This is a genomic window from Nocardiopsis terrae, from assembly GCF_014651695.1.
In the GTDB taxonomy this organism is placed as follows: Bacteria; Actinomycetota; Actinomycetes; order Streptosporangiales; family Streptosporangiaceae; genus Nocardiopsis; species Nocardiopsis terrae.
The window spans coordinates 820,387-834,270 of record NZ_BMXJ01000002.1 but is presented as its reverse complement, the minus strand read 5'-3'; the positions used below and the strand labels follow the sequence as shown (position 1 = coordinate 834,270).

Below are 13,884 nucleotides of genomic sequence, written 5' to 3'. Positions count from 1 at the left end.
CTAACCTGGTGCGCACCCATGGAAACCAGGGGCCGCCCGGGGCGGAGGAAAGGGTGGACGGCACCGTTTCCGCTGTTCCCGTGGCCCGTCAGTGAAAGCATGAGGTCTCTACGTGCCCACCGGCAAGGTCAAGTGGTACGACGACGACAAGGGTTTCGGCTTTCTCACCCGGGACGACGGAGGCGAGGTCTTCGTGCACTCCACCTCGCTGCCGCCCGGAACCACCGCGCTGAAGCCCGGCCAGCGGGTCGAGTTCGGCGTGGCGGAGGGGCGCAGGGGCGCCCAGGCGCTCCAGGTGCAGCTTCTGGAGACGCAGCACTCGGTGGCCAGGGCACGGCGCAAGAAGCCCGACGAGATGGAGCTCATCACCGAGGACCTCATCAAACTCCTGGAGAACCTCTCCAACGGTTACCGGCGCGGGCGCCACCCCGACAAGCGCGAGGCGGCCAGGGTCGCCGCCGTGCTGCGCGTGGTCGCCGACGACCTGGAGGCCTGACCTCCCCTCCGGGGCCGTGGCGGACGCCTCCGACGTCCACCGCGGCCCCGGCCCCGCGAAACACCCGGGCCGGTCCGGTGCCCCGCCCGGGTGCAGAATGAACCGGACAAAAGGGAAGGACGGTCGCCCTCGTCGCGGAACCCCGATGTCTCGGGGCGCACAAGACTCCGTCAAGAGGGTGTATCGGGCGAACCTTGACCCGCGTTATGGTCAAATCGGTGCCCGCGATCAGTGAGAATGGGGAACGTGAGCCCTTCTCGACGTTCTCCTGTACCGGACAAGGCATGTATCGACGCGGTGGATCTGGCCCGCTCGGTTGCGGCGGAGGTCGGGCGACCCGAATGGGTCGGTGAGCACCTCACCGCCCAGGCCGAGGACACGCGCCTGGTCACCCACTACTTCGAGTGCCTGGACCCCTCCTACCCGGGATGGACCTACTCGGTCACCGTCGTTCGCGCCTCGCGCGCCAAGAACGTCACGGTCAACGAGGTGGTCCTGCTTCCCGGCGAGGGTGCCCTCGTCGCGCCCGAGTGGGTGCCCTGGAAGGAACGCCTGCGCCCCGGCGACGTCGGCGTGGGGGACCTGCTCCCCACCGAAGAGGACGATGAACGACTCGTCCCCGGTTACGCGCAGGTGCCCGAAAACGAACTCGACGCCGAGGGCATGGACAAGCAGATGGTGTGGGAGCTGGGCCTCGGCCGTCGCCAGGTCCTCTCCGAGACCGGACGCGAGCAGGCGGCGGAACGCTGGTACAACGGCGAGGCCGGACCGCGGAGCCCGATCGCCACGGCCGCCCCGGCACGCTGCACCACCTGCGGGTTCCTGACCCCGCTCGCCGGGGAGCTGCGCCAGATGTTCGGCGTGTGCACCAACGAGTACGCCCCCGACGACGGCAAGGTCGTCTCGCTCGACCACGGGTGCGGAGCCCACTCCGAGGTCCGCCGCCCCGCCTCGCAGAACGAGCCGGTCGCACCGGTCGTCGACGAGGTGGGGTACGACCACATCGTCTTCGACGACACCACGGAACTGGAACTGGTATCCAGCGACTCCTGACCGAAACAACGGTCACAGCAGGCCGATCCACCGGACGAACGGGCCCCGTCGCCAGCGCGACGGGGCCCGGTTCCGTCCCTGACCGCGTCCGCGCCACGCGCCCCGGCCAGAACCTGAGCCGACCCCGCCGTCGGCTAGGGTCGACCTACCATCACGCTCGCCCTGCCCGGCCCGGTACGTGTCCGCGAACACGCACCGGGCCGATCGGACCGCGCGCCCAGCGCAGGAGGAGACCATCATGGCCGAGCCGGTGACCGCTTCGGCGGCCGACCCATTCGACACCGCCGAACTGCGCCGACGCGTGCTCTCGGCGTGGGCTGACGCGCCCGCCCGGTTCCGGGAGGACGCCAACGCCGAAGAGGACTTCGCGCTGGGCGGCTACCGGGACCGCGTGGTGGTCGAACTCGCGCAGAACGCGGCCGACGCCGCCCGCCGCGCGGGCGTCCCCGGCCGTCTCCGCCTGGCCCTGGACGGTGACCGCCTCACCGCCGCCAACACCGGAGCCCCACTGACCCCGGAGGGCGTGGAGTCACTCGCCACCCTGCGGGCGTCCACCAAACGCGACGACCACGGTTCCGCCGGCCGGTTCGGGGTCGGTTTCTCCGCGGTGGTGGCGCTCAGCGACGACGTCGTCGTGGACTCCGGCGGTACGGCCGTGCACTTCTGTGCCGAACGCGCCCGCGCCGTGGTCACCGACCTGCTCGGCGCCGACGGCACCCACGCCGACCTCGCCGAGGAGGTGGGCCGCCGCGCGGGACACGTGCCGATGCTGCGCCTGCCGTTCCCCGCCGACGTCGTGCCGGAGCACCCCGCCCCCGGATACGACACCGTCGTCACGCTGACGCTCCGCGACGAGAACGCCCGGGAGCGGGTCCGTGAACTGCTGGACCGCACCGGGGAGGCGCTCCTCCTCGCCCTGGACGGGCTGTCCGAGGTGCGGGTGGCCGCTGACGGGGCCGAACGGGTCCTCACCCGCGAACCCGGGGACGAGGACGCCGGGATCGACCTGGTCACCACGCACGACGACGGCAACGGCACCCGGGTCACCCCGTGGCGGACCGTCAGCCGCTCCGGCGAGTTCGACCCGAACCTGCTCGCGGACCGCCCCACCGAGGAACGCGACCGGGCCGTGTGGTCGCTGACCTGGGCCGTCCCGGTCGATTCCGACGGGGGAGCGGGCACGCTGCCCGCCGACGTCGAGCACGTCGTGCACGCGCCGACCCCCACCGACACCGAACTCGACCTGCCCGCCGTCCTCATCGGCACCTTCCCCCTGGGATCGGACCGGCGCGACGTCCAGCCGGGCGCCGCCACCGACCTGCTGCTGATGGAGGCCGCCACCGCCTACTGCGCGCTCCTGCGCCGCTTCGACCCCCGGGCCGCACTCGACCTGGTCCCCGCCACCCGGGTGGGCGGCGGCGCCGTCGACGCGGTCTTCCGCGCCCGGGTCGCCGAGCCCCTCCTCGACACCCCCTTCCTGGTCACCGCGGTCGGGCTCCCCGTCGCCCCGCGTGAGGCCGTCCTGTTGGACACCGGCGGCGCGAGCGGCGCCGCCGAACTGGTCGACCTGCTCGCCGAGCTCGTCCCGCCGCTGCTGCCAGGCTCCTGGAGCCCCCGCCACCCGGCCATGGCCGCGCTGCGGGTGCGGCGCCTGGGCCTGGCCGACCTCGCCGACCTGCTCGGCGACACCCAGCGGCCGCCGCAGTGGTGGTCCTCCCTCTACGCCGCCCTGGGCAGCGCCGGGGGCGGCGGCGCCGACCTCGACGAGCTCGGCGCGCTCCCGGTCCCGCTGGCCGACGGCCGCCTCGTCCGGGGGCCGCGCTCGCTGCTGCTGCCCAGCGAGGACTGGGTGAAGGTCGCCGACGCCGAGGGCAACCGGCTCGACCCCGCGGCCCTGGCCACCCTGGGCGTGCGCGTGGTGCACCCCGAGGCGGTCCACCCGCTGCTCCTGCGCCTGGGCGCGGTGGAGGCGGGCGCCGCCACCGTCCTGGCCGACCACAACACCGAGGCGGCCGTCCGGAGCTCGCTGGACGCCGAGGACCCCGAGCCCGTCGCCGAGGCCGTCCTGGACCTGGTCGCCGCCTCCGGGACGACCGTCGAGGACGCGCCCTGGCTGTCCGAACTGGCTCTGCGCGACGACGAGGACGGCTACTCGATCGCCGCCGAACTCCTCGTCCCCGGGGCTCCCCTGGCCGGTCTGCTGGTCGAGGACGCGCCCTTCGGCACCGTCCACGAGGACCTCGTCAGCCGCCACGGCACCGACACCCTGCGCGCGGTGGGCGCCCTGTGGGGGCTGACCGTGGTCCGCGCCGAGGAGGCCGCGCTCGGTGAGGACCTCGCGGGGGTCTTCGACGGCGCGGCCGGGGAGGACGGCCCCGACGGCCTGGAGGACTGGGCCGACGAGGTCCTCGAACGCGTCGGGGACCCCGAACTCCCGCCCGTCGTCCCCGAACTGGTGTGCGTCGCCGACCTCGAGTACATCGCCGACGAGGCCTGGCCCCGGGCCCTGGCGATGCTCTCCCGGGGTCCGCTCCGCGCGGCCGTCACCGAACCCGCGCGGCTGCTCATGCCGGACGGCCGGGTCGTCGACGTGCCCTCCTACACCTCCTGGTGGCTGCGCAGCCGGGCGCTGCTGGACGACCGGGCCCCGGTCGAGCTGCGCACCGCCGACGCCGAGGAAGCGCTCCTGGGCCTCTACGACGAGGTTCCGGCCGAGGTCGACCCCGAGTTCGCCCGGGCGCTCGGCGTCCGCACGACCCTCACCGACCTGCTCGCCGACCCCGACGGCGCCGACGACCTGCTGAACCGGCTCGCCGACCCGGCCCGCCACGTCGGCCGCACCGCCCTGCGCCGGCTGTGGACGGCCCTGGCCGACGTCGACACCGACCTGGTCACCCCGCCCGCCGTGGTCCGCGCGGTCAGGGGAGGGGCGATCGTGGTGGCCGACGCCGAGGACGCCGTGGTGGTGGACTCGCCGGACCTGCTGCCCCTGGTGGCGGACCGTCCGCTGGTGCTGGCCGCCGCGGACACCGCCGAGCGGCTCGCCGACGTGCTCGACCTGGACCTGGCCTCGGAGAGCATCACCGGGAAGGTGAACTCGGCGGGGCGGATCCGTGCGGTCCCCGACGAGGCCGCGCTGTTCCTCGCGGGCGGTGACGAACCGGACCGCACCTACCTGCACCACCAGCAGCTCACGGTGGACGGCGTGGAGGTGGACTGGTACACCGGCGACGGCTCGGTGCACGCCTCGGGCACGGAGGGGCTGGCCCGCGCCCTGTGCTGGCGGGCCGGGCAGTGGTCCCGCCGTCACCTGCTCGCCGCGGTGCTGCGGGACCCGGAGCACGCCGCGTACCTGCTCGCCGAGGCCGACCTGGAGTAGGGAACGCCTCCCTTCCGCGGTGATCTTGCTACCAGAGGCGAGATGGGCGCCGAACTTGCCCCTGGTAGCAAGATCGCCGCTGTCAGTCGCCGCCGGAGCGCAGCGCGTCGTCGAGGCACCCGAGGACCGCCTCGGCGGAGATCAGCCGGGTGACCGCGTCGGCGGCGAGGCCGGGGTCGTTGAGGAGCCGGGTGAGCCGGTGGGCCAGGGCGTCGGTGCGCTCGCTCACGCGGCCACCTTCTTCCAGGCGGACTCCCAGGCCAGGTAGGGGCCGCGCACGATCTCTGTCTGGGGGAACTCCTCGTGTCGGCTGTCCTCGACCGGCTTCCGGGGCGCGGGCACCAGCGGAGCGGGGTACGTGGGTTCGGGCGCGGTGCACGGGTGCACCGGGGGAGCGGTCGGCAGGGGAGCGGGTTCGACGGATGCGGACCCGACGGGAGCGAGCGCCTGGACGTAGCGGCGTACCCGGCGGGAACGGTTGCGCCGGGCTTCGGCTCCCAGCTCCCACAGGTAGCCGCACGGGCTGGTGTGCACTCCGCGTGAGGGCCTGAGAAGCCGTGCGAGCACGGCGAACGGGGACAGCAAGGCAGTAACGTATGACAAGGCAAGCGCTCCATTCGCTTGTCCGGGCCCGGGGTGTTGGTACCACCGCCGGGCCGCTTCATGGGTGAGTCAAGACAAGAGCATACCCCTACCATGGTCACCTTGGTAGGCGTGCGACATATTGGCTATCCAGGTGAACATGCTTACCTTTCCTGGGGTGACATTCGAATTCGAAGATGACCAGCCCAGATGGACCCAGGTGGCGGACATCATGCGTGCCCGCATCGCTGATGGCACCTACCCGCCCGGCGGGCGTGTCCCCAGCGTCCTCCAACTCCAGGAGGAATTCGGCATCAGCACCTCGACCGGCCAGAAGGTGCACCGGGCGTTGAGGTCGGAGGGGCTCATCCGTACCCAGAGCGGGATGGGCTCCTATGTGAAGCGCCCCGAATCCTGAGAGCCGGGGGCCAGCGGGCGGAGCACGGACGGCATCCGCCCGCGGCGCGGAACGGCCTCCGAGCCGAGCGGGAACCAGGGCTCGTGGCCGGGCGGGACCTGCGCCGCGGGCAAGGCCATCACGGCGAACGGCCGGGCGGTCAGCCGGTGGCCGCGGCCAGCCTCGGCCCCAGACCCTGCTCGGGCTCGGCCCACTCGGTGACGTCCAGGGCGTCGCCCACGGAGACGGTGCCGGGGGCGGTCACGGCGAACTTCGAGCAGAACGCCACCCCGCCGTCGTCCGCGCGCCGGTACCCGGCCAGGGTGCGCAGCGGCTCGGGGCCCCGCTTCTCCCCGGCGCCCTGGTCGACCGTGGTGACCGCGCACCGGATGCACACCTTGGCGTACCCCAGCTCCGCGCTGCCCAGGCGGACCGACCGCACCCGGTCCTCGGTGTGCGCCTCGGGCCAGCCGGACACGATGATGTTGGGCCGGAAGCGGTCCATCGGCAGCGGGTCGCCGCCAGCGGCGAGGATGCGCTCGTTCAGCAGGTCCAGGGAGGACAGCGACGCCATCACGGCGGCGTGCCCGTCGGCGAAACCGGCGGTGCCCCGGGTGAGTCCGCTGGTCTCGCGCCGGTGGTCGTCGGGGACCCGCACCAGGCGGCTGGGCTCCCCGAGGAACTCGGTCAGCCACCCGGCGGCCTCCTCGCCCTGGTCCACGCCCACCAGGGGCTTCCTGTGCACGGTCACGTCCAGGCGGCGGCCCCCGGGGTCCACGTCGACCTTCACCGGGGCGAAACCCCCGGTGCGCAGCACCAGCCTGGTGCCGTCCGCGTCGAGCTCGGGCACGATCCGCGCCATCCGGGGGTCCCTGCGCTGACTGCGGAAGTCACCGGAGCCGTCGACCACCATGAACGAGCGGTCGTGGGCGATCCCCGCAGGGGTGATCTCGGCGGTGTCCAGGGCGAGCCCGGCGCACCCCTTGACGGGGTAGGCGGCGAGGGCGGACACGCGGGCCGTGGGAGTAGGGCTCATGGCAGAAACGCTACCGGTACCGCCGCCGGGGGGATCGCACCAGCCCGTGGGGAAGCTGCCGGAGACGCCCCGGCCGGACCGCGGCCGGGGCCCTCCGCCCCGGAAGATACAGTCACCGGATGCGACCGAGTGCGAGAACCCTCATCCCGGACATCCAGGACACACGTGCCGGGGTCGAGGGCACGGGTGGGCGTCGGTGAGCGAGGCGATCAGAACCGGGGACCGGTCGGCGGACGACCGACCGCTCTCCAGAGCCAGGCGCTGGCTGGTCCTGGCCGCGGTCTCGGCCGGACTGCTGCTCATCTCGGTCGACATGACGATCCTCTACACCGCGCTGCCGACCCTCAGCGCGCAGCTCGACGCCGGTGCCTCGGACCGGCTGTGGATCATCAACGCCTACCCCCTGGTGATGGCGGGCCTGCTGCTGGGCGCCGGGACGCTCGGCGACCGGGTCGGCCACAAACGGATGTACCTGATCGGGCTCGTGCTCTTCGGCGCGGCCTCGCTGACCGCCGCCTACGCGCCTGACCCGGCCGTGCTGATCGCCGCACGCGCCTTCCTGGCCGTGGGCGCCTCGGCGATGATGCCCGCGACCCTGTCGCTGATCCGCATCACCTTCACGGACGAACGGGAACGCGGGATCGCGATCGGGATCTGGGGAACGATGGCGATGGTCGGCGCCGCGATCGGGCCGATCGCCGGTGGTGCGCTGCTGGAGTACTTCTGGTGGGGCTCGGTCTTCCTGGTGAACGTGCCCATCGTGCTGGCGGCGCTGGTCCTGGCCGCCGTGGTCGCTCCGGGCGGTTCGGGCAGCCCCGACCGGCCGTGGGACCTGCTGGCCTCGGTCCAGGTCATGGCCGGGCTGGTCGGTGTGGTCTACGCGATCAAGGAGGCCACCGGCCCGGAACCGTCCGCGCTCGCCGTCGCGGCGGCCCTGGCCGCGGCCGTCCTCGGCTTCTGGACCTTCGTGCGCCGCCAGCGCGGGCAGGCCCACCCGCTGATCGACTTCGCGCTCTTCCGCGATCCGCGCATCCTCATCGGTGTGCTCGCCGCGGGGATGGGGATGTTCGCGCTCGCCGGGGTGCAGCTGGTCCTCACCCAGCGCCTCCAGCTGGTGCTGGGCTACTCACCCCTGCACTCGGGGCTCACCGTGGCCGCGACGGCGCTCGGCGCCCTGCCGGTGGGCGTCACCGTCGGCGCGCTGCTGTACCGGCTGGGCGCCCGGCCGGTGATGGGCGCGGGCCTGCTGGCCACCGCCCTGGGCACCGCGGGCGTGTTGGCGTCCGCCTCCGCCCCGCTGGCCTGGACCGTCGCGGGTCTGCTGGTGATGGGCGCGGGCACGGGCGCGGCGATGACCGCCGCCTCCGCCGCGATCGTGGGCAGCGCCCCCGCGCACCGGGCGGGGATGGCCGCGTCGGTGGAGGAGGTCTCCTACGAACTCGGCAGCCTGACCGGCGTCGCGGTCCTGGGCAGTCTGATGGCCGCCGTGTACACCCGGACCGTCGCCCTGCCCGGCCAGGCGCCCGCCTCGGCGGCCGAGGGGTTGGACGAGGCCCGCGCCGCCGCCGAGGGGATGGACACCGCTGGCGCGCGGGCCCTGCTGGAGGCGGCCACCCAGGCCTTCGACAACGGCTACCGGGCGACGCTGGTCGTCGCCGCCACCGCGCTGTTGGCGGCGAGTGCCTTCAGCTTCCTGTACAAACGGGGCGCGCCCGTGCCACCGTCACCGGACCAGGACACGGACAGGGCGGCGGCGCCGGGCGAGTAGGCCGCCCCGGGCACTCGGGGCGTTCGGCCCCTCCGTCAGCGGGCGACGCGGAAGAAGCCCTCGGAGATCAGGGTGCGCAGGGCCTCGGGAGTGCGTTCGCGGAGCAGGGCCGGATCCTCACCCATGAGTTCGGCGATGGCGTCCAGCAGCGGGCCCACCGGCATGGTGCCGTCGCAGACGCTGGCCAGGGCCGCCTCCACGGTCCCGATGCGGGCCACCCGGCGCAGCCCCTCGCGCTGGCGCAGGACGATCTTCTCGGGGTCGGGCGCTCCGGGCACGGCCACGCGCTCCTCGACCACGCCCGGAACCAGGGCGACGTGGGCGGACAGCAGGGCCGCGTCGGTGAGGCGGTGGGCGGTCATCGCCCCGTCCACCACGTCCGGCAGGTACGGGCCGACCGGCTGCTCGACCTCGTGCCTCAACTCCTCCACCTTCACGGTGGCGTCCTGGGCGACGTCGTTGCGCAGGCTGATCCAGCCGAAGCCGATGCCCTTGATGCCCTCGCGGTCGAAGTAGTCCAGCCAGGCGTCGTAGCGCCGGGTGTACTCGGGGGTGCCGTGCTCGCAGGAGTCGCGCAGCCACAGCTCCACGTACTCGGCGGGGTCCTGGACGTCGCGCTGCACGACCCAGCCGGAGCACCCGGTGCCGGTGATCCAGCCGCCGACCCGGTCCGCCCAGTCGTCGCCGTCGGTGTGCGTCCAGTTCGCCAGGAACTGGGCCCAGCCGCCCTCGGTGAGGTGCGCGGGGGCCTGCCGGACCAGCTCCGCGCACACGGTGTCACCGGGCAGGTCGGACTCGCGGTAGGTGAAGCGGGCCGACTCGGGGGTGATGACGAACGGCGGGTTGGACACGATCAGGTCGAAGCGCTCGTCCCTGACCGGCTCGAACAGCGAGCCCTGGGCCAGCCGGGCGCCGGTGACACCGGACAGGGCCAGACTGATCCCGGCCAGGCGCACAGCACGCGGGTTGAGGTCGGTCGCGACCACCTCGCGGGCCCGGGAGGCCAGGTGCAGGGCCTGGACCCCGCAGCCGGTGCCCAGGTCCAGGGCGCGTTCGAAGGGGCCGTCCACGATCAGCCGGGAGAGGTTGGCGGAGGCGCCGCCCGCACCGACCACGTGGTCGTTCCCCGGGACGGCTCCGCTGCCGGGGCGCACCTTGGGGTCGGAGACGACGAAGCCCGGGCGGCCGTCCTCCAGCTCCCAGGGGCCCAGGTGGACGAGGGCGCGCACGGCGGGGCCGTCGGGTCCCTCCTCCACGGTGACCAGCCCGGTCTCGGCGAGTTCGTCGACGGGGAGGATGGAACGGGCCGCGCGCGCCGGGATCGGGGCCTGGAGCCACCACAGGCGCAGGAGCAGTCCGAGGCGTTCCTCCCCGCCCGTGGCGCGCAGTGCGGGCACGAGCTGCTCGCGGGCCAGGGCCTTCGCAGCGGCGTCGCCGAGGCGGTCGCGGACACCGGACACCGTGTAGTCGGCGTCGACGAGGATGTCGCGTAGGCGGTCGGCGAGACCGCGCGGGAGTGGGAATTCTGTCTCAGACACCCGCCCATTATCGGGCAGGCGGCAAAGTGCCCCGGTGGGTGCGGCGATCCGGTTCAGCGGGCCCCGGAGCCGTCGGCCGTCCGTTCGGTGACCCGATCCGCCGCCTCGTCGCGTTTGCGGAGCAGGCGCGGAACGTAGAGGAAACCGAAGACGCCGAGGGCGATCCCGGTCACACAGACGCCGATCCACCACCGCTCCGAGGAGGGCAGGCCGTCGCCCATGGCGAGGAGCACGACGAGCGCGATCGTCCACGCGAGGGTGCCGAGGGCCGCCGGAACGCGGTAGTCGCTCTCGTGGACTTCGGGGTCTGGCTGGCGAGGTTTGGGCACGGGCCCAGGCTATCCGCTGGTGTGTCGAGAGGGGAGGGGAGCGGCCGTCGCCCCTGGTCGGGCGGGGATGCGTTGATCACAGCCAAGGAGCGGATCATCCCACCATATGGTGTTTTCTATGAAACTGATGTGAAACACGTGGCCTGTGTTGTACGAAGATGCAACTAATCTGGCGCAGAATCCTTGTTGTCCAGTAACACGACCAGGTCAGGCTGACGACGTGAACTCACCGAATCCATCCCCCTCCGACGTACCCGCCCAGGACCGAGTCCCCAAGGGCTCGGGCGGCTTCTTCCGCATCTCCGAGCGCGGCTCGACCCTCGGCACCGAGATCCGCGGCGGTCTGGCGACCTTCTTCGCCATGGCCTACATCGTCGTCCTCAACCCGCTGATCATCGGCACCGCCGAGGACGTCAACGGCGAGACCCTGGGCATCCCCGGCGTCGCCGCGATGACCGCCCTGGTCGCCGCGCTGTCCTGTGTCCTCATGGGCGTCGTCAGCCGCTACCCGTTCGCCATCGCGGCGGGCATGGGCCTGAACGCCGTCGTCGCCTACGGCATCGCGCCGCTCATGCCCTGGGCGGACGTGTTCCTGCTGATCATCATCGAGGGCGTCCTGCTCCTCATCCTGGTGCTGACCGGTTTCCGTACCGCGGTCTTCGCCGCGATCCCGCCCGGCCTGAAGGTCGCGATCGCCGTCGGCGTGGGTCTCTTCCTCGCCCTGATCGGGCTGGTCAACGCCGGTTTCGTACAGGCCGGCGACGGCACCCCGGTCCAGCTCGGCTCGGGCGGCCTCAACGGCTGGCCGATCCTGATCTTCGTCATCGGCCTGCTGCTGAGCATCGCCCTCTACGTGCGCAACGTGCGCGGCGCCCTCCTCATCGGCATCGTGGTCACCACCGTCATCGCGATCGCGGTCGAGACCCTCCTGGGCGACGGAGGCGACCGCCTCGGCTGGGGGCTGACCGTCCCGAGCCTGCCCACCAGCGCGGGCGACCTGATCGCCCTGCCCGACCTCTCCCTCCTCGGCCTGTTCGCCGAGGGCGGCCTCGCCGGCCGCTTCTCCGACGTCGGCGTCGCCACCGTCGTGATGCTGGTCTTCACGCTGCTCCTGGCCGACTTCTTCGACACCATGGGCACCATGGTCGGCGTCGCCCACCAGGGCGACCTGGCCGACGAGGACGGCAACATCGAGGGCGCCCGCGGCGTCCTGACCGCTGACGCCTTCGGCACCCTCCTCGGCGGTATCGGCTCCGCCTCGGTCGCCACCCTCTACGCCGAGTCCGCGGCGGGCGTCGGTGAGGGCGCGCGCACGGGCGTCGCCCCGATCGTCACGGGCGCGATGTTCCTCGTCTCGACGCTCTTCACCCCGCTGGTCACCCTGGTCCCCTTCGAGGCGGCCACCCCGGTCCTGGTCATCGTCGGGTTCATGATGATGACCCAGGTGACCGGGATCGACTTCAAGGACCCGGCGATCGGCATCGGTTCCTTCCTGGCGATCATCATGATGCCGTTCACCTACTCGATCGCGAACGGAATCGGGTTCGGCCTGCTCGGCTACGCCTTCGTCATGCTGGTCACGGGGCGGGGCCGCCGGGTGCACCCCCTCCTCTGGCTGATCTCGGTGATCTTCCTGATCCACTTCGCGGAGGCGCCGATCTCCGCGTTGATCAGCTGATCCGGTCCCCGGGGCGGCCCCTCCGCCCCGGGGAATGCGGGGCCCGGTGGACGGCGTTGGCACAGATGATGAGTCAACGCCGTTTACTTCTCTGCCCCCGAATCCACTCCACGGTGGTCGTTTCAGTCCCTCCCCGGCGCGAAGCCGCCACGGGGAGGGAGTGATGCGCCGTATCGCGATGTTCCGTTCCCTGGCCGTCCGCAACTACCGGATCTACGCCCTCGGCCAGCTCGTCTCCAACCCCGGCACCTGGATGCAGCGCATCGCCCAGGACTGGCTGGTCCTCCAGCTCAGCGGCGGCAGCGGCATCGCGCTGGGGATGACCACGGCCCTGCAGTTCCTGCCCATGCTCCTCTTCGGGCTCTGGGGCGGCGCCATGGTGGACCGCTTCGACAAGCGCAGACTGCTGGTCCTCACCCAGTCCACCATGGGCGTGCTCGCGGTCGCCCTGGGCGTGCTGGCCACACTCGGCGCCGCCGAGGTCTGGCACGTCTACCTGTTCGCCTTCGGCCTGGGCATGATCACCGTGCTCGACAACCCGGGACGGCAGGCCTTCGTCCCGGAGATGGTCGACCGGGAGATGCTGCCCAACGCGATCGCCCTGAACAGCGCCAGCTTCCAGCTCGGCCGGGTCACCGGCCCCGCCGTCGCCGGGCTGCTCATCGGGCTGATCGGCAGCGGCCCCGTCTTCATGATCAACGGGCTCTCGTTCGCCTTCACGATCGTCGCCCTGCTGATGATCCGCACCGCCGACCTCAACCCCACCGAGCGCATGCCGCGGGGCAAGGGGCAGATCCGGGAGGGGCTCCGGTACATCGGGGGCAGACACGACCTGGTGCTGCTGCTGGTCCTCGCCGCCGCCGTGCAGTTCTTCGGCGCGAACGTGCAGAACCAGATCGCCCTGATGGTCAACAACGTGTTCGAGACCGGGGCCGAGGCCTTCGGGGTCGCCGCCGCGGCGCTCGCCGTGGGCGCCCTGGCCGGCGCCCTCCTGGCCGCCCGCCGCGAGTACCCGCGGCTGCGGCTGGTGCTGGTCGGTTCGATGGGCTTCGGCGCGGCCCAGCTCGCCGCGGGCCTGATGCCCGGTTACGTGGCGTTCGTCCTGGTCCTGGTGCCGATGGGAGTGCTCTTCATGACCTTCGTGACCACGCTCAACGCCACCTTCCAGCTCAGCGTCGACCCGCAGATGCGCGGCCGCGCGATGAGCATGTTCCTGCTGGTGTTCATGGGTGTGGCCCCGATCGGAGCCCCGGTGGTGGGCCTGATCGCCGACGCCTTCGGCCCCCAGGCCAGCCTGACCGCCGGCGGCGTGGTGACCATCGCGGTGGTCGGTGTGATCTCCGTGCTGCTGATGAGGGTCAAGGACGTCCGGGCGCGGGAGCTGCTGCCCCGGAAACGGCGAGCTGCGCGTACCGACGCGGCAGGGAGAACCGAGGCGTCCGGGGAGCCCGAGGAGGACGGAAGGACCGGGCGGGCCGGTGGGGCCGAGCACGCGGCGCCGCAGCAGTTGAGCGTCCGGCCCCCGGAAGAGGCCGCCGCCCGGGAACTTCCCGACCGGGGGACCGAGCCGCAGCGGAGCGCCGACCTACGGCATTGACGGATTCCGGTCGAGAACCGCCGGCGCCGCC

General features: G+C 72.6%; 12 protein-coding genes. 7 read left to right on the top strand and 5 right to left on the bottom strand.

The window, feature by feature from the left end:
* The first annotated feature begins 112 nt into the window (after positions 1–112).
* The 3 genes from IE195_RS07780 (at position 113) to IE195_RS07770 (ending at position 4,928) form a co-directional block, all read left to right on the top strand.
* On the top strand, positions 113–496 hold the full coding sequence (locus IE195_RS07780; RefSeq protein ID WP_191268891.1) for a cold-shock protein: 384 nt from the start codon (positions 113–115) through the stop codon (positions 494–496).
* 297 nt (positions 497–793) lie between these two features.
* Positions 794–1,549 (top strand): DUF3027 domain-containing protein, encoded by a 756-nt coding sequence (locus IE195_RS07775; RefSeq protein WP_191269110.1) that lies wholly within the window; start codon positions 794–796, stop codon positions 1,547–1,549.
* 238 nt (positions 1,550–1,787) lie between these two features.
* The gene (locus IE195_RS07770; protein WP_191268889.1) at positions 1,788–4,928 is read left to right on the top strand and encodes a sacsin N-terminal ATP-binding-like domain-containing protein; all 3,141 of its coding nucleotides are present in this window, start codon (positions 1,788–1,790) and stop codon (positions 4,926–4,928) included.
* An 82-nt stretch (positions 4,929–5,010) separates the two neighbouring features.
* On the opposite strand, the gene IE195_RS07765 is transcribed toward IE195_RS07770, so the two are convergent.
* Together IE195_RS07765 and IE195_RS07760 are read right to left on the bottom strand one after the other, a co-directional pair.
* Positions 5,011–5,157, bottom strand: coding sequence for a hypothetical protein (locus IE195_RS07765; protein ID WP_191269118.1), 147 nt, complete (start codon positions 5,155–5,157; stop codon positions 5,011–5,013).
* Complete coding sequence (locus IE195_RS07760; protein WP_225942310.1) at positions 5,154–5,513, bottom strand: hypothetical protein; 360 nt, start codon at positions 5,511–5,513, stop codon at positions 5,154–5,156. Before IE195_RS07760 ends, IE195_RS07765 begins: the two co-directional genes overlap by 4 nt.
* A gap of 175 nt (positions 5,514–5,688) precedes the next feature.
* Between IE195_RS07760 and IE195_RS07755 the strand changes: the two genes are divergently transcribed.
* On the top strand, positions 5,689–5,928 hold the full coding sequence (locus IE195_RS07755) for a GntR family transcriptional regulator (protein ID WP_229826114.1): 240 nt from the start codon (positions 5,689–5,691) through the stop codon (positions 5,926–5,928).
* 139 nt (positions 5,929–6,067) lie between these two features.
* Here IE195_RS07755 and IE195_RS07750 read toward each other — a convergent pair whose 3' ends face one another.
* Positions 6,068–6,943 carry an MOSC domain-containing protein gene (locus IE195_RS07750; RefSeq protein WP_191268883.1) on the bottom strand — a complete coding sequence of 292 codons (876 nt, stop codon included), beginning with the start codon at positions 6,941–6,943 and terminating at the stop codon, positions 6,068–6,070.
* 196 nt (positions 6,944–7,139) lie between these two features.
* Here IE195_RS07750 and IE195_RS07745 point away from each other — a divergent pair, with 196 nt between their 5' ends.
* On the top strand, positions 7,140–8,711 hold the full coding sequence (locus IE195_RS07745) for an MFS transporter (protein ID WP_229826113.1): 1,572 nt from the start codon (positions 7,140–7,142) through the stop codon (positions 8,709–8,711).
* A gap of 35 nt (positions 8,712–8,746) precedes the next feature.
* Here IE195_RS07745 and IE195_RS07740 read toward each other — a convergent pair whose 3' ends face one another.
* Together IE195_RS07740 and IE195_RS07735 are read right to left on the bottom strand one after the other, a co-directional pair.
* Positions 8,747–10,249, bottom strand: a complete 1,503-nt coding sequence (locus IE195_RS07740; RefSeq protein WP_191268881.1) for a DUF7059 domain-containing protein — start codon at positions 10,247–10,249, stop codon at positions 8,747–8,749.
* A gap of 53 nt (positions 10,250–10,302) precedes the next feature.
* The gene (locus IE195_RS07735) at positions 10,303–10,578 is read right to left on the bottom strand and encodes a DUF2530 domain-containing protein (protein WP_191268879.1); all 276 of its coding nucleotides are present in this window, start codon (positions 10,576–10,578) and stop codon (positions 10,303–10,305) included.
* Positions 10,579–10,798: 220 nt separating this feature from the next.
* Here IE195_RS07735 and IE195_RS07730 point away from each other — a divergent pair, with 220 nt between their 5' ends.
* Entirely contained in the window at positions 10,799–12,256 is a 1,458-nt protein-coding gene (locus tag IE195_RS07730) for an NCS2 family permease (protein ID WP_373295639.1), read from the top strand.
* Between the two features lie 163 nt (positions 12,257–12,419).
* A complete protein-coding gene (locus IE195_RS07725; RefSeq protein WP_191268877.1) occupies positions 12,420–13,853 on the top strand; it encodes an MFS transporter in 1,434 nt (477 codons plus the stop codon).
* Positions 13,854–13,884: the final 31 nt, after the last annotated feature.